The 22,208-nt window shown below is 37.0% G+C and carries 16 protein-coding genes; 6 read left to right on the forward strand and 10 right to left on the reverse strand.

Translation table 11 applies throughout. The features are described 5' to 3' along the window. Positions 1-3 precede the first annotated feature (3 nt). From ACB104_RS08455 to ACB104_RS08465, 3 genes are all read right to left on the reverse strand, one after another. Positions 4-2,052, reverse strand: a complete 2,049-nt coding sequence (locus ACB104_RS08455; protein ID WP_370477874.1) for a M3 family metallopeptidase — start codon at positions 2,050-2,052, stop codon at positions 4-6. A gap of 147 nt (positions 2,053-2,199) precedes the next feature. Further along, positions 2,200-2,682: a 5-(carboxyamino)imidazole ribonucleotide mutase gene (gene purE, locus ACB104_RS08460; protein ID WP_370477875.1), complete on the reverse strand. Its 483-nt coding sequence runs from the start codon at positions 2,680-2,682 to the stop codon at positions 2,200-2,202. 2 nt (positions 2,683-2,684) lie between these two features. Then, positions 2,685-3,839 carry a 5-(carboxyamino)imidazole ribonucleotide synthase gene (locus ACB104_RS08465; protein WP_370477877.1) on the reverse strand — a complete coding sequence of 385 codons (1,155 nt, stop codon included), beginning with the start codon at positions 3,837-3,839 and terminating at the stop codon, positions 2,685-2,687. Between the two features lie 140 nt (positions 3,840-3,979). On the opposite strand from ACB104_RS08465, the gene ACB104_RS08470 reads away from it, so the two are divergent. Next, positions 3,980-5,089, forward strand: a complete 1,110-nt coding sequence (locus ACB104_RS08470) for an adenylate kinase (protein WP_370477879.1) — start codon at positions 3,980-3,982, stop codon at positions 5,087-5,089. Between the two features lie 74 nt (positions 5,090-5,163). Then, complete coding sequence (gene obgE / locus ACB104_RS08475; protein WP_370477880.1) at positions 5,164-6,162, forward strand: GTPase ObgE; 999 nt, start codon at positions 5,164-5,166, stop codon at positions 6,160-6,162. A gap of 128 nt (positions 6,163-6,290) precedes the next feature. Here obgE and ACB104_RS08480 read toward each other — a convergent pair whose 3' ends face one another. The 4 genes from ACB104_RS08480 to radC form a co-directional block, all read right to left on the reverse strand. Next, on the reverse strand, positions 6,291-7,079 hold the full coding sequence (locus ACB104_RS08480; protein WP_370477882.1) for a hypothetical protein: 789 nt from the start codon (positions 7,077-7,079) through the stop codon (positions 6,291-6,293). Positions 7,080-7,222: 143 nt separating this feature from the next. Then, entirely contained in the window at positions 7,223-7,912 is a 690-nt protein-coding gene (locus ACB104_RS08485; protein ID WP_370477884.1) for a YjjG family noncanonical pyrimidine nucleotidase, read from the reverse strand. Then, positions 7,902-9,203 carry a polysaccharide deacetylase family protein gene (locus ACB104_RS08490; RefSeq protein ID WP_370477885.1) on the reverse strand — a complete coding sequence of 434 codons (1,302 nt, stop codon included), beginning with the start codon at positions 9,201-9,203 and terminating at the stop codon, positions 7,902-7,904. The genes ACB104_RS08485 and ACB104_RS08490 overlap by 11 nt, the downstream gene beginning before the upstream one ends. A 115-nt stretch (positions 9,204-9,318) precedes the next feature. After that, positions 9,319-10,017 (reverse strand): RadC family protein, encoded by a 699-nt coding sequence (gene radC / locus ACB104_RS08495; RefSeq protein WP_370477887.1) that lies wholly within the window; start codon positions 10,015-10,017, stop codon positions 9,319-9,321. 50 nt (positions 10,018-10,067) lie between these two features. On the opposite strand from radC, the gene ACB104_RS08500 reads away from it, so the two are divergent. After that, on the forward strand, positions 10,068-10,955 hold the full coding sequence (locus tag ACB104_RS08500) for a dienelactone hydrolase family protein (RefSeq protein ID WP_370477888.1): 888 nt from the start codon (positions 10,068-10,070) through the stop codon (positions 10,953-10,955). 73 nt (positions 10,956-11,028) lie between these two features. On the opposite strand, the gene ACB104_RS08505 is transcribed toward ACB104_RS08500, so the two are convergent. Both ACB104_RS08505 and ACB104_RS08510 read right to left on the reverse strand, forming a co-directional pair. Next, positions 11,029-12,384 (reverse strand): UDP-N-acetylmuramate--L-alanine ligase, encoded by a 1,356-nt coding sequence (locus tag ACB104_RS08505; RefSeq protein WP_370477890.1) that lies wholly within the window; start codon positions 12,382-12,384, stop codon positions 11,029-11,031. 70 nt (positions 12,385-12,454) lie between these two features. Next, the gene (locus ACB104_RS08510) at positions 12,455-13,189 is read right to left on the reverse strand and encodes a tetratricopeptide repeat protein (RefSeq protein ID WP_370477891.1); all 735 of its coding nucleotides are present in this window, start codon (positions 13,187-13,189) and stop codon (positions 12,455-12,457) included. Between the two features lie 191 nt (positions 13,190-13,380). Here ACB104_RS08510 and ACB104_RS08515 point away from each other — a divergent pair, with 191 nt between their 5' ends. From ACB104_RS08515 to ACB104_RS08525, 3 genes are all read left to right on the forward strand, one after another. Further along, positions 13,381-19,464 (forward strand): alpha-2-macroglobulin family protein, encoded by a 6,084-nt coding sequence (locus ACB104_RS08515; protein WP_370477893.1) that lies wholly within the window; start codon positions 13,381-13,383, stop codon positions 19,462-19,464. Positions 19,465-19,534: 70 nt separating this feature from the next. Then, positions 19,535-20,059 (forward strand): hypothetical protein, encoded by a 525-nt coding sequence (locus tag ACB104_RS08520; RefSeq protein WP_370477895.1) that lies wholly within the window; start codon positions 19,535-19,537, stop codon positions 20,057-20,059. Positions 20,060-20,061: 2 nt separating this feature from the next. Further along, entirely contained in the window at positions 20,062-21,450 is a 1,389-nt protein-coding gene (locus tag ACB104_RS08525; RefSeq protein ID WP_370477897.1) for a M64 family metallopeptidase, read from the forward strand. Here the strand turns inward: ACB104_RS08525 and ACB104_RS08530 are convergent, their stop codons facing one another. Beyond that, on the reverse strand, positions 21,451-22,176 hold the full coding sequence (locus ACB104_RS08530; RefSeq protein WP_370477899.1) for an SDR family oxidoreductase: 726 nt from the start codon (positions 22,174-22,176) through the stop codon (positions 21,451-21,453). Between the last annotated feature and the right edge of the window lie 32 nt (positions 22,177-22,208).

A 22,208-nucleotide genomic window follows, 5' to 3' on the forward strand; every position in this document is an offset into this window, starting at 1 on the left:
GCCTTATTTGTTTAACTCAATCAATCCCGCGCGCTTCAACAGAGCTTCTGGTTCTGGTTCTTTTCCTCGGAAACGTTTGTAAAGCGTCATTGGGTTGTCAATTCCACCTTGAGACAGTACGTTGTTCTTGAATTTATTGGCAACAGTTTTGTTAAATATGCCTTCCTCTTTAAAATATTCGAAGGCATCGGCATCCAAAACTTCTGCCCATTTATAACTATAATAACCCGATGAATAACCACCTTGAAAAATATGGGAAAAGGATGTGCTCATACAATTTTCGGCAACGTCGGGATATAATTTGGTGTTCTCAAAGGCTTTGAGTTCGTGGGCTTTTACATTCTTTATTTTTTCAGGCGACTCGCCAGCGTGCCAGCTCATGTCCAACAATCCAAAACTAATTTGTCTTAGAGTCTGCATGCCTTCGTGGAAGGTAGCCGATTCTTTTATTTTTTCAATCAAGTCCATGGGGATTACCTCGCCTGTTTCATAATGCGTGGCAAATAATTCAAGGGCTTCCTTTTCATAACACCAGTTTTCCATCACTTGGCTGGGCAACTCAACGAAATCCCAATAAACACTAGTTCCCGATAAACTTGGGTATGTGGTGTTGGCTAACATACCGTGCAATGCATGACCAAATTCATGGAACAAAGTGGTTACTTCGTTAAACGTCAATAGTGACGGTTTGCTTTTGGTGGGTTTCGTAAAATTGCAAACTATGGAAACTTGCGGTCTGCTATTTTCACCATTTTTTATGTATTGTGGTTTGTAAGACGTCATCCAAGCACCATTACGTTTGCCAGGTCTTGGAAAAAAATCGGCATAAAAAATGGAAACCAAATTACCTTTACTATCGGTTACTTTATAAGTTAAAACATCTTCATGATATTTGTCAATGTCATTGATTTCCTCAAAATTCAAGTCGAATAATTTATTGGCAATCACAAACGAACCCTTGATAACATTTTCCAATTTGAAATACGGTTTCAGTAATTCGTCATCAAGGTTGAACAGTTTTTGCTTTAGTTTTTCAGAATAATAAGCTCCATCCCATTTTTCAAGATGGTCTATGCCTTCCAAATCATTTGCGAAGTTTTCAAGGTTCTTAAATTCACGTTCTGCGGCTGGCTTAGCTTTTTCCAAAAGTTCATCCAAAAATGATTGAACCTTTTCAGGTGTCTCTGCCATACGCTCTTCAAGAACAAAATGGGCATGCGTTTTATAACCTAACATTTGGGCGCGTTGGTGTCTTAAGTTTACAATGTCGAGTACGATGTTCTGGTTGTCCAATGCATCACCCTTAAAACTTTTTGCCCCTGCAGCCAAAGCGAGTTTTTTTCGCAATTCGCGATTATCAGCGTAAGTCATAAATGGAATATAGCTAGGGTAGTCCAACGTGAATAGCCAACCTTCTTTGTCTTTACTTTCGGCCAATTGTTTTGCTGCTTCAATGGCGCCTTCAGGAAGTCCAGCTAAATCGGCATCATCTGTTATCAGCATTTCAAATTTGTTGGTTTCGGCCAAAACGTTTTCACCGAATTTCAATTTAAGCTGGCTTAATTTTTTATCGATTTCCCTGAGCTCTTTCTTTTTATCCTCTAGTAAATTAGCCCCGTTTCTTGAAAAACTTTTATACTTTTTGTCGAGCAGTGTTTCTTGTTCGGTATTTAAATTTAGAGTGTCTTTTGAGTTGTAAACAGATTTAACACGTTTGAATAAATCTTCATTTAAAGTGATGTCGTTACTAAATTCTGATAGCAAAGGCGAGACCTCTTGGGCGATTTTTTGAATTGTTTCGTTGGTTTCGGCAGAATTTAAATTGAAAAAAATGCTTGATATTCTATCCAATTGTTCGCCAGAAAAATCTATAGCCTCAATGGTGTTTTCAAATGAAGGAGGCTCTGGGTTGTTAACGATGGCATCAATCTCTTCTTTGGCCATTTTGATGGCTTCTTTAAAAGTAGGAAGAAAATCATCGTTTTCAATTTTTGTGAACGGAGGCGTATTATATTTGGTTTTAAATGGAGTAATCAGCGATTTTTTTATCATTTTTTCAAATAATGTGTTAAATATTGTGTTTGCTGTGCGTGCATAATAAATTTTTTCTATTTTTGCCCGCGACAATAAGAAGAGTGACTAACTCGTGAGATTTATTTGTTAATAGCTGGAAAGCCCTGAATTTTATTCGGGGCTTTTTTATTTCAAATCCTTTGCAGATTCGTGAACTTTAATTTTGAGGCCTTCTTTGTAAGCTACAATTTTATCGAGTACACATTTATCGCTTGCACCAATAATTTGCGCTGCCAAAATTCCAGCGTTTTTTGCACCATTAAGCGCAACAGTGGCTACAGGAACCCCACCGGGCATTTGCAAAATGGATAAAACAGAGTCCCAGCCATCAATAGAATTACTGCTTTTTACAGGAACTCCGATTACAGGTAGTGGAGAAAGAGATGCAATCATGCCAGGTAAATGAGCGGCACCGCCAGCACCAGCAACAATAACTGAAAAGCCTCGGGTGTGGGCATTTTTACCATAATCGAACAATTTTTCTGGTGTACGATGTGCCGAAACTATATCGACTTCAACCTCAATATCAAAACCTTTTAAGACGTCTATGGCATCTTGCATAACAGGAAGATCACTTTTGCTTCCCATAATAACTCCTACTTTACTCATAATTATTCACTTATAACTTTTATTGTGCTCTTTACCTGTTCGGCAATTTTTCTGGCTTCATTTAAATCCTCATTAACAATGGTTACATGTCCCATTTTTCGGAAAGGCCTTGTTTGTTTTTTTCCATAAATATGTGGGGTAACACCATCCATGTGCATAATGGTTTCAATGTTTTGGTAAACTACATTGCCTTTGTAACCTTCAGCTCCTACCAAATTTACCATAACACCGCCAACTTTACTATCGGTTCTACCCAATGGCAAGTTTAAAATGGCTCTGATGTGTTGCTCAAATTGTGATGTGTAACTTGCCTCAATACTTTGGTGACCAGAGTTGTGTGGTCTTGGTGCTACTTCATTGATTAAGATTTGGTCATCTTTGGTCTGGAACATTTCAACAGCCAAAAGTCCAACATGGTTAAATGCTTTAGAAGTATTTAAAGCCACCTCCTGAGCTTTTTTTGCTACAGTATCATCTATTCTTGCCGGGCAAATAACATATTCCACTTGGTTGGCTTCAGGGTGGAATTCCATTTCTACCACTGGATAGGTTTTGGTTTCGCCAGATACATTTCGGGCCACAATAACGGCAAGCTCGTTTTTAAATGGCACCAAGGTTTCAGCAATGCATTCACCTTTTGGCAATCCTTCCAAATCTGAAAGTTCTCTAACCACTTTTACACCATTTCCATCGTAACCAAACTGGGCAGCTTTCCAAACAAAAGGAAAATTTAGGCCTCCGTTATTTATGGCATCTTCAATTTCAGATAAATACGCAAAACGTGAAAAGGGTGCTGTGGGCAAATTGTGGTCCACATAAAACAGCTTTTGTTTCGCTTTGTTTTGAATGGTTTGTAATGTTTTAGAAGATGGGTATACATTTACGCCTTCCTTTTCAAGGTCTTCTAAGGCATCAACATTTACATTTTCAATTTCAATCGTCAAAACATCAACCTGTTTTCCAAAATTATAAACGGCATCATAATCCAACAAATTGCCCAAATGAAATTCATCGCAGGCAATTTTACACGGTGCATCTTCAGCGGCCTCTAAAACACAAGTATAAATATCAAATTTTCTGGTGTTGTAAAGTAACATTTTACCCAGTTGGCCACCGCCAAGAATACCAAGTTTAAAATTTGAGGAAAAATAATTCATTTGAACAAAAATTAACTAAAATCGCATAAATGTTTCGCAAAAATACACTTAAATCTTAAATTAGTTCCCAAATCATAAATCAAAAATGAGATAATCGAGATTCTATTGATTATCTTTGCAACTTTCAAAAAATAGTAACCGTGATAAAGCTACACGATAAATATTTTAAGCCATTTATTTCGGCAAAGCAGATTGATGAGGCTTTGCAGCGCATGGCAACCGAAATAGCCAAAGATGTGGGTGATGAAATCCCAGTATTTGTGGGCATTTTGAATGGGTCGTTTATGTTAACTAGCGATTTTGTAAAAAAGTACCCTAACACGTGCGAGGTTACTTTTATTAAATTGGCGTCTTATGAAGGTTTGAAATCGTCTGAAGACATTCAGCGTTTAATTGGCCTAACCCAAGATTTAACTGGGCGCACTGTTATTATTTTAGAGGATATTATTGATTCTGGAAAAACCTTGGCCGAAGTGCACCGCATTTTTAAAAACGAGAAGGTAAAGTCATTAAAAATTGCAACACTTTTTTACAAACCAGAGGCGTACAAAAAAGACTTTAAACTACATTATGTTGGTATTGAAATTCCCGATAAATTCATAGTAGGCTATGGGCTTGATTACGATGGATTGGGAAGAAATTTACCAGAAGTATATCAAATTAAACAAACACAACACATGACAAACTTAGTACTATTTGGTCCTCCAGGAGCAGGTAAAGGAACACAAGCAGAATTTTTAAAAGAGAAGTATAATTTAGTGCACATTTCAACAGGCGACGTTTTTAGATACAACATTAAAAACGAAACCGCGCTAGGCATGTTAGCAAAATCTTATATGGACAAAGGCGAGTTGGTTCCGGATCAAGTAACTATAGACATGTTGAATGCTGAGGTTGAAAAAAATACCGATGCCAAAGGTTTTATTTTTGATGGCTTTCCGCGTACCAATGCACAGGCCGAAGCTTTAGATAAACTTATGGACAGTAAAGATTCGCAAATAAATGCCATGGTTGCTTTAGAGGTTGATGATGAAATTTTAGTGGAGCGCTTGCTGAAAAGAGGACAAACCAGTGGCAGGGCAGATGATGCTGATGAGTCTATCATTAGAAATAGAATCAAGGAATATTACGATAAAACTGCCATTTTAAAAGAATACTACTCTGCGCAAAACAAATATTTTGGTGTTGACGGTGTTGGTTCCATTGAAGATATTACCAAGCGCTTGAGTGGCGTTATTGATGCACTTTAGTTAAAAAGTTTATTCGTTTAGTTGTTTAGAAAAACTCAACTAAACAACTCACAAAAAACAAATAAACACAGAAAATGACCGAGGGAAATTTTGTTGACTACGTAAAAATGTATGTGGCATCCGGAAACGGAGGTAAAGGTTCTGCACATTTACATCGTGAAAAATATGTTGCCAAAGGTGGCCCTGATGGTGGTGATGGTGGTCGTGGCGGTCATGTTATTGTGCGCGGGAAGGAAAATCTTTGGACGCTTCTGCATTTAAAATTTAAAAAGCACATTCGTGCTGGCCATGGCGAACACGGTAGTAGTGGTAGGAGTTTTGGAGCTGATGGCGAAGACGTTTATATAGATGTGCCATTAGGAACTGTAGTTCGGGATACCGAAACTAACAACATAATTTTTGAAATAACCAAAGACGGTGAAGAAAAAATACTTGCCGAAGGTGGCAAAGGCGGATTGGGAAACTGGCATTTTAAAACGGCAACAAACCAAACGCCACGATATGCGCAACCTGGTTTGCCCATGGAAGAAAAGTTCGTTACCATGGAACTTAAGGTACTTGCCGATGTGGGGTTGGTGGGCTTTCCAAATGTAGGAAAATCAACATTGTTGTCGGTGATTACGTCTGCTAAACCAAAAATTGCCGATTACGAATTCACCACTCTAAAGCCTAATTTAGGTATTGTGAAATACCGTGATTTTCAAACCTTCGTCATGGCAGATATTCCCGGAATTATTGAAGGTGCTGCCGAAGGGAAGGGGCTCGGGCATTACTTTTTGCGCCACATTGAGCGCAATTCGGTGCTGTTATTTTTAATTCCGGCTGATGCCAAAGACATTAAAAAGCAGTACGATATTTTGCTGGATGAACTTCGTCGTTACAACCCAGAAATGCTGGACAAAGAGCGCTTAATTGCCATATCAAAAAGTGATATGCTTGATGATGAACTAAAGTCTGAGCTTAAAAAGGAATTGGACAAAGAACTGCCCATTCCTTATTTGTTTATTTCATCTGTAGCGCAAAAGGGCATTACCGAATTAAAGGATACCCTTTGGAAAATGCTGAATGATTAATTTTGAGATTGCCACGTCGTGCCTCCTCGCAATGACAAGTACTTTTTTAAGATTACCTACGTCATTCTGAGCGATAGTGAAAGAATCTGTCCAGTTATATACTTTTGTAAGATAAAGAACTAATTAGCTTAAAATTTTATATTCAGCTCTTTTTGCATAACGCCTCCATCGGTGTTGAATTCATAAAACCAAGCGTCGCCTTTTTTATAAATAATGGCGTTTTCGCCTTCAACCAAAAACAAGTTTTCCTGTCCTGTTTTTTTGATTTTATAAACCACTTTTGGTGTCATGTCCACTAATTGATAACCATTTTCAATTTTTTGTGCATATAAAACTGTTGGTTCATCTGTGTTAATTCTGTCATCGTTAACAGGAACAACTTGCTCTTTAACTACAGGTTTTGTTTCAGCAACTTCTTTTTTGATTTCAACAACATCAGTCTGTTTTTCCTCTTTTAAGGTTTTGATTTCTTTTTTTAATTTTTCAATTTCGGCAGCCGTTTCTTTATTTGAAGAAGCGATAGGAGTGGTTTTCGATACCATTTTATCTTTAGGTTCGTACTTGTAATTTTGTGCTTTAACCGATTCAAAAGCATCCCTTAAGGCTAAATTATAAGCCGTTGCATATTCCTTCTCTCTGCTTTCTCCTATTTTTGAAGTGAAAACCGTATTACCGTTACAATCTTTGAGTTCTATGGTGAGCTTGGTTTTAAACAAACCAGAGTCTTTTAAAAGGTCTGTGGTTAGCGCCGAACAACGGTTCATGCTCAAATCTTGTGGGTAATCTTCACCTTCCATGTAAGCTTCAAACCCGTATTTATTAAATAAAAATTGGGTTAATGAGTTTAATTGGTATTGGTCTTTTTCCTTTAGGAAATCATATTTTTTTGGAACAATAATATACTTGTAATCGTTCAAAGAATTTTGGGAAAAAATCGATATTGTTATAAAAAAAGAGACTAATAATGTGAAAAATTTGGTGTTCATTTTTAATAAATTAATTTAAAATGTGAATGTAAATATACGGTTTTGAGTGTTGGTAAATGGTTAAATTATAAAACTTACAAATAGTTTTTTAATTGTATCAAGTTATCTATTTTTTTAATGCCGTTGTTGAGCATTGTTTGCCCCAAATCAAAAAACACAACATCCATACCAATATTTTGTGCGCCCAAAATATCGGCTTCGTAACTATCGCCTACCATAATGCTATTTTCTGCAACAGTATTGGCTTGTTGAAGCGCATAGTTAAATATTTTAGGGTTTGGTTTTTTTACCCCAACCATTTCGGAATTGGTTACTGTTTTAAAATATTTATGAATGTTCGATTGGTTCAATTTTTTGCTTTGTACCTCATCAAACCCATTAGTAATGATGTGCAAACGGTAGTTAATGCTTAGGTAGTCTAAAATCTCGAAGGTGTTTTCAAATAGGTGGTTAAATGTGGTTAAATGGGTGATGTAATCTTCGGAAAGTTTATAAATCAATTCGTCCTTAACCAAATAGCCAACAGTTTGGAATGTTTCATTTAATCTGGCAAACCTGAGGGCACTTTTTTCAATGCGTTCCTCTCTATACAGTTTCCAATATTTTAGGTTAATGGGCACGTAATGTTCCAAGAATACATCAACATCCAAATCGATATTATTTATTTGAAAAATCCTTTGAAAAGTCAACGCAGAATTTTTGTCGAAATCCCACAGCGTATGGTCCAAATCAAAAAAAACATCTGTAATACCGCTAATCTTCATTTGGCGAATCTATTATGATGTTAAATAATTCTTTAAAGCCTTTCCATCTATCGTGGTCGCTAAACGTATAATTATGGAATATGGGTACAAACAGGCCATTTACTTGCTTGATTTCATCCATAATTTCGGTTAATACCTTCTTCTTGTCAAGCTGCGAGTGTTGTTTCAAAAGCGCATAGTCCATAACATGATAAGGAACTATTTTTAATGGTGTTTGCACTTCATAGTCCAAATCATAAAACAAAAATGGCGTGCACGAACCCGCCCTAAAACCAATATGGTCTACATAACCCATCGCGTAATCTTCCTTAATCTCAAGCGCGATGAGGTTTCTGTAGGACTCAGGTAAATTTAGTTTTGAAAACGATTGCCGGGTTGCGATTAAATTGGTGTTCATAATTTCCTCCATCCTTAATTTTTCCTTTTTTAAGATGGACATATCCTCAATGGCAAAATAGGAAGCTTTTAATCCAACATTACAATAATCGCCCACATGTTTCATTAGAGATACAAATTTCTTCTTGTTGGGGTTGATGCCTTTGTCGTAGGTTGTATAATCACCTATTAAAAAGAAAAATAGGAATTTGGAACTCGAGTTTTTCTGCCGGTTAATGATGTATTTAAAAGTGTCATATGGGTCGTGAATAAAACCAAACAATACTAAAAGCCGAGTGTATAAACCTTTAAGGCGGAGCCTGAAGACATCTTTTATAATACCACCAAGAGAGCGCATAATGCCCTTTAATTTATACTTGTAGGCACTCGGTACGTCAATTATGGGGACAACACGATATGACTTAACGGGAAATTCAAATTTTGGAAATTGCTTTTGCAAGGCAGCCTTAAATTTGTAGGCCCAAATATCTACCACGGGCTGATGCAAAAAACCTTCTTTGTAAGCCAAACTTTCTTTGGCTGTAAAGCGGCCGTAATCATCTTTTAAATGGGGCAAATATTCCTCATAACGAGATAATAAGTAAAAGGAAGCCGAAAAAATATCAAAAGGAATGGCGCTTTTTTCACCAGTGTGAAAGAAACATTTTGTGTTTTCCCAACGGTGTATGTGGATATCTAAATCGCTCAAACCCTGTTCAAACAAAATGTCGTGACTTTTCACAAAAAACTCATTGCCAAGCTGTTTTGTGGTGTAGGACATCTTTAAACTATCGTGCGCAATAAATTCCTCAATTTGAGTGGTAAAACTAACCTCAATACCCAATATCCTTTTGCAAATATGTTTAAAGACATATTTTAAACGTGGCGATATTTTATGGGTATAAACTAATAGCATATATTCAGTAAGCAGTTTTCAGTCTCAGTTGGCAGTTTTCAGTTTTTGAGTTCACAATAATTAGTCCCGTTTTTGGAATTTGATATTTTGATTTTTTAACATCTATTCTTTAAAATTACAAAATGCCTTCATCTGCAAAACTAAAGTATGCTTTTTCTGTTATAATGAGATGGTCCAGAATTTTTATATCTAAACTCTCCGATGCCGATTTTAGTTTTTCGGTAATTTGCTTGTCGGCCGCGCTTGGGTTCAAAGTCCCCGAGGGATGGTTATGTGCCAGTATGAGCCCAACGGCACCAACTTCCAAGGCATTTTTAAGCACCAACCTAACATCAACCAAAGTGCCCGTTATGCCACCTTTACTCAATTGATTTTTTTGGATGACCTTATTGGAATTGTTCAAATAAATAATCCAGAATTCCTCGTGTTCCAGTTCACCAATAATTGGTTGCATCAATTCAAAAACCGATGTGCTTGAAGTTATCTTTTTTCGCTCTAGGGCTTCTTCGCTGCGTCGTCTTCTGCCCAATTCTAAAGCCGCGGCAATGGTGATGGCTTTGGCTTCACCAATTCCATTAAATTCCATAAGTTGCTTTATAGAAAGTCGCCCCAAGGCACTCAAATTATTATCTACACTTGCCAAAATACGTTTGCAAAGGGCCACGGCACTTTCATTTTTGTTGCCCGAACCAATTAAAATGGCTACCAGTTCGGCATCACTTAATGCCGTTTTGCCCTTATAAAGCAATTTTTCGCGAGGTTGATCGTCCTGACTCCAGTTTTTTATGGAAAAGGACGCTTGTTTTTCTGTCATGCACTAAAGATAAATATTGTAACTTACAGGAGCAATAAAAAATTAATCCTATGAAGCCATTAAAAAAAGAAGATATTAGCCAAGAGGTATTTGACCTTTACGATTATTATGCACACAATAAGATTGACAGACGGCAATTTGTGGAAAAACTATCTATATATGCCGTTGGTGGTGTTACGGTATCTTCTTTATTGAGTTTTATATCGCCCGATTACATCAATACGGCCATGGTGAAACCCAATGACGAACGTTTAAAATCTGAATACATTGAATATGAATCGCCCAAAGGTGGTGGCACCATAAAAGGCCTGTTGTCAAAACCTGATGAATTTAAAGGAAAGTTACCGGGCATTGTGGTGGTGCACGAAAATAGAGGCTTAAACCCCTACATTGAAGATGTGGGCAGACGCGCAGCCTTAGAAGGATTTATCACCTTGGCACCCGATGCCTTGTCGCCATCGGGTGGTTACCCAGGAAACGATGATGATGGACGGGCGATGCAACGCCAGCGTGATAGAAATGAAATGCTCGAAGATTTTATAGCCGCCTATGATTATTTAAGCAACCATAAAGATTGCAATGGAAAAATTGGTGTGGTTGGCTTTTGCTTTGGTGGTTGGATCTCGAATATGATGGCGGTTAGAATACCAACACTGGGTGCAGCTGTGCCGTTTTATGGAGGGCAGCCAAATACTGAAGAAACGGCTAAAATAAAAGCACCTTTGATGTTGCAATTTGCAGAGCTAGATACCCGTGTAAATGCCGGTTGGCCAGATTATGAGACCGCTTTAAAGGCTAATAATGTGGAATATACCGCCCATTTTTATCCTGATGTAAACCATGGTTTTCATAACAACACCACGCCACGCTATGACGAAAAAGCGGCAACTTTGGCTTGGGAACGAACCATGGCTTTTTTTAAGGAGAAGTTGAAGTAGATTTATTTTAAAACTTTTTTCTAAAAAATCAATTAATGTATTTATCCAACATATGCTACCAAGTTAAACTAACCTACCCAATCAACCCTTTAACAGCATCAAAATCCAGCCCACCATAATTTCCAGAACTCATTAAAAGCAATGCTTTATCATCAAAATTCTGTGAAAACAAAAAGTTTTTGAAATCTTCTGGGTTGGTATAGATGATTAAATCGTTGCGCTTAAAGGCATCGGCAATTTGCTCATGGGTCACTTTCTCCAGTTTTTTTATTTCAACGGCGTGTGGCGAGTAGAATACCACGGAAACATCGGCAGCATCCAAAGCGCCTTTATATTCTTTTAAAAACTCGGCATTTAAACTGCTGTAGGTATGTAGTTCCAAACAGGCTATCAACGTGCGGTTGCTGTATTGTTCTTTAACGGCTTTTGTAGTGGCCTCCACTTTACTGGGTGAGTGGGCAAAATCTTTGTAGGCCACACTTTTTTTACTTTCGGCTATTTTCTCCAAACGTTTGCTGGCGCCTTTAAAGGTAGCGATGGCCTCGTAAAAGTCGTCTTCATCAATGCCCATATGCTGGCAAATCCATTTGGCACCTGCCAAATTGTTGAGGTTGTGCTTTCCAAAAACTTCAATCGGTAAAGATCCTTCAGGGGTTTCCAAAAGGGTTTGTCCATTTTCAACTGAATATTCTGGCGTTCGGTAAGCTATCTTTCTAATCGTGTTTTCGCTGGCCACTACCACGCGTTTTACTTCGGGGTCTTCTTCGTTATAGTTGATGCTTCCACCGCTTACAATGCTATCTACAAAAATACGGAACTGCTCCACATAATTATCATAAGTTGGAAACACGTTAATATGGTCCCAAGCAATGCCGCTCAATAAGGCAATATTGGGTTTGTATAAATGGAATTTCGGACGTCTGTCAATTGGCGAACTTAAATATTCATCACCTTCCAAAACCATAAAATCGTTGTGTTCGGTAAGTTTTACCATCACATCAAAACCTTCCAATTGGGCGCCGACCATATAATCTACATCGCGGTCATGGTAATGCATCACATGCAAAATCATCGATGTAATGGTAGTTTTTCCGTGACTGCCTCCAATAACCACTCGGGTTTTTTTTTTAGATTGTTCGTATAAAAACTCGGGGTAACTGTAAATTTTAAGTCCCAATTCCTGTGCTTTTAAAAGCTCAGGGTTATCGGCTTTGGCATGCATGCCCAAAACTATGGCATCCAAATTTGTGGTAATTTTTTCAGGAAACCAACCAAAGGTTTCGGGCAACAGCCCTTTGGCTTCCAATCGTGATTTTGAAGGTTCAAAAATGGTGTCGTCGCTTCCGGTAACCTTGTACCCTTTGTTATGTAATGCCAAGGCCAGATTGTGCATTGCAGCACCGCCAATGGCTATAAAATGTACGTTCATGAATTGATATTGTGAGCTGTAAATATAAGGATTGCACGTTTTTAAAGTACCATGGATTGTCTTTAAATTTCTACCGCTGGTTTTCTTTGATGTGTTCTATTTGAAGTAATAAGTCTTCTTGTCGATGCTTGTTATAGGCGTCCTGAAGATTTGCAATGGCTTTTTCAGATTCATTTTGTGCCACATAAAATTTGGTGAGCTTATCGTAACAAACTAATGAGCCACCTTCAATTATAGCCTTTTTATAATATTTTTCGGCGAGTTCAGGGTCTTTATCATATTCATAAATATAGCCCTTGGCCAGATAGCCATCAACTTTTGAAAGTGCTTCCAGTTCTTGGGCGAATTCCAAGGCTTTATTTTTACTTCCTCCAAAAATGCCAGGTAACTGCATATATAGTTCAACCAAAGCCCAACGTGCATCAATATGGTTTTTGTCCAATTCTGCCGCCTTTAAAAATGATGTTTTCACATCGCCAATAAGTCCAATGGCCTTGAATTTGTTTTCGAGTGCGTTCATGCCCAAAACACCACCATATTTATAATGGTAATTGGCATTTTCAGGGTCAAGTTCCACTAATTTTTTATACTGAACTAGCGCTTCATCCCATTTTTTTTGGTGTCCGTAGGCATCGCCCAACAACTCAATGGCTTTTATATTTTGGGGCTCAGATTTTAAAATTTGAACGGTTTGTTCTTCAGCCTCGGTAAACTGCTTTTTTTGAAAAAGCAATTCAACTTGGTCAAAATTGGTTTGTCCAAATGCTAATACAGGAAATAAAAGTAGGATGATAAACTTTTTCATGTTTTTTATTTCGAAAGGCAAAGTTAACCTTTATAACTGACTAAAAAAATGGCTAACTTCACTCATCAAAACGGATGTTTTACGCATTTGCCATTTCTTTGGTATGGCTTTTGAAACTATTTTAGAGTTAAAACGTCAATTAAAGTAAATCATTATAGTTGACATTTTTAATGGTTTTAAAAACAGAATACATGAAACATATACTTCCCATACTTATGATATTATTTTTTGCCAATTTCTCACAGGCTCAAACCAATGATTTTCAAGATTTATGGGCTAAGGTTGAAAAATTGGAAGCCGATGGTTTACCACAATCGGCCTTAAAAATTGTTGAGTCTATTGAAAAACAAGCCCGCAAAACGAACAATGAAAACCAGATTATTAAAACTATATTTTATAAAAGCAAGTATGCGTTGGTTTTGGAAGAAGATGCGCAATTGAAGATTATCAATGATTTTAAAAATGAAATTGAAATCCAAGATTTTCCAATAAAGAATATTTTGGAAAGCGCTTTGGCGAATCTGTATTGGCAATATTTCAACCAAAACAGATGGCAGTTTTATAACCGCACAAAAACTTATGAAAAAGTAGACTCCAGCGATTTTAGAACTTGGGATTTACAGACACTTTTTGATGAAATTCATTTGCATTTTCAAAATTCTCTGCAAAGCGGGTTGATGCTCCAGCAGGAAAAATTGAATAAATATAGCGTTTTGTTGTATGAATTAAAAGGCTCTAAAAAGTTCAGGCCAACCTTGTTTGATTTTTTGAATCACCAAGCTTTAAGTTTTTACAAAACAAGCGAAACCCAAATTACCAAACCCGCATATAAATTTGAAATTGATAATCCGGATTATTTGGGTGATCCCAAATCATTTTCAGAGTTGAAAATTGCGTCGAAGGATTCCGCTTCATTACAACTAAATGCTCTAAAAATCTATCAAGATTTGATTCAGTTTCATTTAAAGGACAATGAACCTTTGGCATTGGCCGATGTAGATATTGAACGCTTAAAATTTGTCAATCATCAAGCTACATTAAGCAATAAACAAACCTTGTTTTTAGACGCTCTTAAAACTGAAAGCAGCCGTTTTAAATTGCATGAAGTTTCAGGCTTGTTCGATTTTGAAATTGCTGCGGTTTATTTTCAACAAAGCCAAAATTACCAGCCCAAGATATCAGAAGACAACCGATGGAAAGCGAAGGAGGCTTTGGAGATTTGTGAGCGTGTGATTTCAGAATTTCCAAAAAGCACAGGTGCCCAAAAATGTGAAATCCTAAAATCGCAAATTGAATATACCACGTTTCAAATTACGGCAGAAGACTTTTTGCCCATACAATCGCATGCAAAAGTATTGGTGCGTTACAAAAATTTGAATGCGCTTCAATTTAAAATCTACAGAATTTCGGAAAATGAATTCGAAAAGTTCAGCAAAATTTATAGAAAGGAAGACCAACTAAAATTCATTAAAAAGCTAGATGTTAGGCAATCTTGGAATAGCCATTTAAAAAATGAAGGTGACTACCAAATGCACACTACCGAGGTGTTAGTACCTAAACTGGACAATGGCAGATATCTCATTTTTGCAACGGGGAAAGATGACGAAAATGTATTTGGTTTCGCCAATATTCAAGTGACCAATTTAGCTTTGGTAGAAACAGAAACGCCAAATCATAAAATATTTCAAATTATAAATCGAAATTATGGTGCTCCCGTTCCTAATGCAAAAGTTGAATTGTCATTTTCTGAAAATAATAATAAAACAAGAAAACAAACCCATACACCAGACGCCAATGGGCAAATTAAAATAGAAAAATCAGACGACCGTTATCGCAACATTACGGCAAAGGTTACTAACGGAAACGATTTGGCTCACTTTGGTGATTATTACATCAATCGGCATTATAGGGAAAGGGAAGAAAATACTAATTATAGGGCTTTTGTTTTTACCGATAGAAGCATTTACAGACCTGGGCAAACCGTTTATTTTAAGTCTATAGTTGTAAAATCAAAAGAAAATGAATCTGAAGTTCTGGTTTCGGAAAAAGTTTCTGCCACACTTTTTAATGTGAATGGTGAAGAAGTTAAGGAACTTGAACTGGTAACCAATGAATTTGGCTCGGTTTCAGGTGAATTTATTTTGCCTAATAGTGGCTTAACAGGGCAATATCATATTGAACTCGATGCCGATAAAAAGGATTTGAATGGGAGTCAGTATTTTTCGGTTGAAGAATACAAACGTCCGAAGTTTGAAACCAAGTTTAAACCCGTAACTGAAACTTACAAGGTAAACGATCTCGTTACCGTAAAAGGTAATGCTTTGGCTTATGCAGGAAGCAACATTACAAATGCCAAAGTGGTGTATCGCGTACACCGAAAAGTGCAATACCCAAGATGGTATTTTTGGCATCGGCCTTGGTTTAATAGTGAACCTCAGGAAATAACTCATGGTGAAAGTATGACGAATGAAAAAGGGGAATTTGAAATAACCTTTTCAGCATTACCAGACCAGAGTGTCGATAAAAGCAATTTGCCTGTTTTCAATTACGAAATCACAGCAGATGTTACCGATTTAAACGGTGAAACCCGAAGTGCCACAACTACGGTAAATATTGGTTATCATGCCTTGGTGGCTAAAATGGATGTTGATGCACAGTTGGACAAAACCCAAAAAGACCATGCCATAAAAATTACGTCCGAAAATTTAAACGGGGAGTTTGTGCCTGCTAAAGGGCTTATTAAAATCTATAAATTAATAGCTCCAAAAACTACCTTGAGGCAGCGTCCATGGCCAGCACCAGACTATCAAGAAATTCCAAAGGGAACCTTTAAAAACCTTTTTCCATATGAATCATATACCGACGAACATCTTGCTGAAAACTGGGAAAAAGGTGATTTGGTTTTTGAGGAAAATTTCAATACCAAAACAGCCAAGGAAGTAAAACTCGGTAAAATTAAAAAGTGGAAATCGGGGCAATATCTGATTGCTTTAGAAAGTAAAGACAAATTTGGGCAATTGGTGAAAGACCAAACCAAAACCACGCTTTTTAGTAACGATGATGATACTTTGGCCGACAATCAATTATTCAGTAACAGCACAGACAAAGAAACCTATCAAATTGGAGATGTTGCTAAAATCACACTAGGTTCAGCTGCTGAAAATGTATCGGTTACTGTGTCTGTTGAAAAGGGTGGAAAAATTATAAAAACAGAAATCATCAAGCTGCAAAACAGCAAAAAAACCATAACCATTCCTGTTGATAAAAATGATTTAGGTGGGTTTGCGGTGCATTACACCTTTGCCGTTTTTAATAGTTTTCAATCGGGTTCTCTGGCTATTTCAGTGCCTTACCCGAAAACCGATTTAGATATTGAAACGTTAACGTTTCGAGATAAATTACAACCGGGAACTGACGAAACTTGGAGTTTCAAAATCAAAGGGCCACAAGGTGAAAGAGTAAGTGCCGAACTGTTGGCAAGCATGTATGATGCCTCTTTGGACCAATTTAAACCGCATGCGTGGAATTTCAATCCGTTGCAACAGCAGTTATATTATGCCCGTACATATAGTCAATCCAACAAAAGTTTTGGCACACGTAATTTTAGGGTTTACAATAACAAAATGCGTGTTAGCTATCCACAGCAACAATATGATCAATTGAATTGGTTTGGGTTCAGTTTGGGATATACAAACAGTATGCTGATTCGGGGTTTAAGTAGTAAATTGGCAGGTGTGCAAAAGGTTGAAGATTCTGTTGAAGCAGAGGGACCTGTGGCATTTGCAAAATTAAATGACAGTGCTTTGGAAGAGGTAGTCATGGTTGGTTCTGCTCCAAAAATGGTGGAAGAATCAAAATCGATTTCTGAAAATAAGGAAGGAAAAACAAACTTTGACAACATACAAATTCGCAAAAACCTTCAAGAAACGGCCTTTTTCTTTCCAAAGTTACAAACCGATGAAATTGGAAATGTAAGTTTCAGTTTTACAACACCCGAAGCATTAACCCAGTGGAAATTGCAGTTATTGGCGCACACCAAAACCTTAGCAAGTATAACACAAACCCTAACCGCAGTTACCCAAAAGGAACTCATGGTAATACCAAATGCACCGCGTTTTTTACGTGAAGGTGACAATATTACAATAAGTGCTAAAATTTCAAACCTAACGGAAAAACCGCTTTCAGGCCAAGCCAAACTCATATTAACTGATGCCATTTCCGGTAATGACATCACCGCAAACTTGCTCAGTTCTTACCCTTCCGGGGAGCCAGAGAAGGCTTCCTTTTTGGTTGATGCTAAGAGCAATACCCAAGTTTCTTGGAATTTAAACATTCCCGATAATGTAGGTGCTATTCAATACAAAATATTGGCCAAATCGGAATCCTTTAGCGACGGCGAGCAAAACACACTTCCCGTTTTGAGTAATCGTATGTTGGTCACTGAAACACTTCCTATGTGGGTGCGTTCCAACGAAACGCGGACATTCTCTTTGGATAAGTTGAAAACCAGTAATTCAACTACTTTAAAACATCATAAGTTAACCCTGGAAATGACTTCCAATCCTGCTTGGTACGCGGTTCAGGCGTTGCCTTATCTTATGGAATACCCTTATGATTGCAACGAGCAAACCTTTAGTCGCTACTATGCCAATGCCCTGGCAAGCCATATTGCAAACAGCAATCCTAACATTCAAGAGGTTTTCAATCAGTGGGCATCCCAAGATGTGCTGATGAGCAATCTTGAAAAAAATGAGGAATTGAAATCCATCCTGATTCAAGAAACGCCATGGCTTCGTGATGCACAAAGCGAAACTGAGCGGAAAAAACGTATTGCGCTCTTGTTCGATTTAAATAAAATGAACAACGAGTTGCAATCGGCCATCCAAAAACTGCAAAACAACCAAATGCCATCTGGAGCATGGCCTTGGTTTAATGGCGGTTATGAAAACAGATTCATTACACAACACATCATTGTAGGTTTCGGACATTTGTCAAAACTTGGTGTTGACTTGGGCAATATTGAAGGGTCAGAAATGATTGAAAAAGCAATAAACTACCTCGACTCAGAATTCATTAAAGAATATGAAGATATCAGAAAATATGACGCTAAAATAGATTTAAATAAAGACCATTTAAGTTACACCCAATTGCACTATTTGTACATGCGTAGCTTTTTCACAGAGATTGAAAAGAACAAAAAAGTTGAGGATATTACAGCTTATTATCAAACCCAAATTCAGAAATATTGGTTAAGTCGTCCATTATATGCCAAAGGATTGATGGCTTTGGTTTCGCACAGAAATAACGATTCAAAAACGGCTTCAAAAATCATGAATTCCTTGAAGGAAACCAGCATAACCTCAGATGAATTGGGCATGTACTGGAAAGCCAACACCAATTCGTGGTTTTGGTATCAAGCCCCAATTGAAACACAAGCGGTGTTGATTGAAGCGTTTTCAGAAGTTGGATTTGTCATTCAGAGCGAAACGAAGAATCTCGAAACCATCGATAACCTTAAAATATGGTTGCTTAAAAATAAGCAAACCAACCGTTGGAAAACCACCAAAGCCACCACAGAAGCCGTTTACGCGTTGTTGCTTCAGGGTAGTGATTGGTTAAGCGTTACAGATATGGTTGATGTGGTTTTGGGGGGACAAAAAATGGATCCTTCTAAACTTGAGAATGTAAAAGTGGAAGCTGGAACGGGTTATTATAAAATTTCTTGGAATACTTCAGAAATTAAACCTGAAATGGCAGAAGTTCAAATTTCAAAAAAAGGAAAAGGTATTGCTTGGGGAAGTTTATATTGGCAATATTTTGAAGACTTGGATAATGTTACTTTAGCACAAACACCATTAAAACTGAAGAAAAAATTGTTTTTGAAAACAAACACCGATAAAGGAGAGGAAATCACTGAAATAACTTCAAGTACAAAATTAAAAGTGGGTGATTTGGTAAGAGTGCATATAGAATTACGAAGTGATAGAAATATGGAGTTCATCCATATGAAAGACATGCGCGCTTCAGGATTCGAACCGATAAACGTTTTGTCCCAATACAAATGGCAGGATGGTTTAGGTTATTATGAAAGCACAAAGGATGCCTCAACCAATTTCTTTTTTGATTATTTACCAAAAGGCATTTATGTTTTTGAGTACGATTTACGCGTTAACAATGTGGGTAATATGAGCAATGGTGTTACTACCATACAAAGTATGTATGCTCCTGAATTTAGTAGCCATAGCGAAGGTAGCAGGATTTTGGTTGGTAATTAACCGAAGGGTTTTCTTCAAATTGATTTTGAAGTAAAGAAATCATTACCTTGTATCAGTTTAAATTTGAAGTTTGAAAAAAATAGAGTCCCCAAATATTTTTTATAAAAGCTTTGCACAGGTATTGCTTTTGATGTTTGTCCTATTGGACGTAGCTTCCTGTGGCTCAAAAAGGAGTATTCCGCAAGCAGATGCCCAAACTGAGGCAAATCCAAAAATCATTTTTTTGAACTATACCATTTCAAAAAGCGATGACGGGCATAAGCAGGCTCTGCTACTCAATAAAACCATTACAGACGGGAAATTAAAAAAGGCATCTTCAAATTATATAAATTCCGGTGAAATAGGCGATTTAAAATGTATCCAATTGGATAAACAATCAAAGGAACTTCAAGTGGTTACCATAAAGAACCCTTTGTCGAAAATAGTTGAATTTGTAAATGATTCGCTTATCTTTGAAAGAAAACAAATCGACTTAGAAAACGTAACCCTTTCTTTAAGATTGCAATTAAATACCAAAGCAAAGTATATTGTAATTAGTGAAATTGTTGACAGCTTGAAGCAAAGCAAAACACTTGCCAAAACTGAATTAGATTAAACATGAAACACCTACTTTTCATATTAACTCTACTTTTTAATATCCAAGTAACGCTTTCCCAGATTTTTGAAATTGATAACATTGAGATTTCGGGAGACCAAGATAACCGAATCAATTTGGTTATTTTAAGCGAAGGCTATCAATCATCAGAATTAGCAAAATTTATTACAGATGCTACAAATTTCACAAATAGCATGTTTACAATGTCTCCATTTTCAGAATATTCCAATTATTTCAATGTTTATGCGCTAAAAGTACCATCAAACGAAAGTGGCGCAGATCGTCCTTCTACATCAACTTACGTTGATACTTTTTTTAATGCAACCTATGAAGCTTTTGGTAGCCCCTATTTACTTTACTACGAAATTGACGGCAATAGTGCCAACAACACCGAAGCAAAGATACTCAACGTTTTGGCCGATAACTTTCCTACTTACGACCTAGCTCTAATTTTGGTTAACTCTAACGAATATGGTGGTAGTGGTGGGGTATTCCCTATGGCTTATTCTGGTTATTGGGGCGCAAATGTTATTGTTCATGAGATGGGACATTCGTTATTCAACTTAAAAGACGAATATTACCCTGGAGATGTCCTAGGTGCCGAAGCTATTAATATGACTCAAGAAACAGACCCTAATTTGGTACGCTGGAAAAACTGGCTATATGATAATGGTGTTGGCATTTACCAATATTTTGATAATAATGTGCCCAAAGACTGGTATAAACCGCATCAGAATTGTATCATGGAAAAAATAGATAAAACCTTCTGCTCAGTATGTAAAGAAGGCATTGTCGAGAAAATACACGAATTAATATCCCCAATAGATAATTATACACCAAATAACAATACTGTTGAAAATCCATCAAGTTTTCCGTTGGATTTCATGCTAAACTTGATCAAGCCAATACCAAACACTTTGGAAAGCGTATGGACTTTAAATGGCTCTAATTTTGCCAACAATGTTGATGGCGTGTCTCTTTTGGAAACGAATCTAATGGAAGGGGAGAATACTTTAACCGCAGTTATACACGACAATACATCATTTCAACGTGTAGATAACCATAATAATTTTCATGTATCTCTGGTAACATGGACAATCAACTATACCACTTTGGGTGTTGAGGACATAGAAAGTAAAATTGATAGCTACAGCATTTCAATGTTTCCTAATCCGGCAAGCACAACAGTAAATTTTATGCATGAAGGTAAAGCCGATTCAAACCTGAATATTGAATTGGTTAGCTTGGAGGGAAGAATGGTGAAATCAGTAAAAATATCAAACCTTGAAAGCTATCAATTGGATATTAGTAACTTAAATCAGGGTATTTATATAGCCAATTTCTATTCAGGTAAAATACTTATAGCCAACAAGAAATTGGTAAAACGCTAATTACTTTTTAGGTGGCACACTTGGTCGAACTTCAATCTTGCTTGGTAATGTTCTTGGGTTCATTTTAATCAAATCAACCACCAACTCGCCAATATCCTCAATTTGGATTTTCCAAGCATCGTCGGCATCTGGTGTATTGTTGTTAAAATATGTTGATACCGACCCCGGCATAATCGTGCTTACTTTTACGCCATGGTTTCTTAAATCAAGCATGACAGCTTGGGTAAATCCTGTTAAGCCAAATTTACTGGCGTTATAAGCTGAACCCTTGGCGAAGAAATTAGTACCAGCCAAACTTGAAATGGTAATGTAGTAGCCTTTCGATTTTTTTAACGCATCTACACTTGACTTTATGGAATAAAAAGCGCCCGTTAAATTGGTATCAATGGTTTGCTGCCATTGCTCTATGGACAAATCTTCAATAGAGGCAAAGTGACCTAAGCCGGCATTCGCAATTACAATATCCAATTGATTGAAATGTTTTAAAACGGTTTCAACCGCTTTTTTTTGGCTTTCAAAATTGCGAACATCTGCTTCAATGCCTATAGCTTTAGCGTCTGTAAAATTGTTTGAATTTAATGTTTTTGCTGCTTCATCAGCCGAAGATTTATTTCTGCTTGTAACAGCAACATTTATACCTTCATTCAATAATGATTGCGCTATTCCGTAACCAATTCCTTTAGAACCGCCAGTAATTAAAGCAACTTTGTTTTTTAAACTATCCATAATTTGCTTTTTTGAAATCATATCGAACCAAA

The sequence above is a fragment of the Tamlana flava genome (genome assembly GCF_041287255.1).
GTDB lineage: Bacteria > Bacteroidota > Bacteroidia > Flavobacteriales > Flavobacteriaceae > Tamlana > Tamlana flava.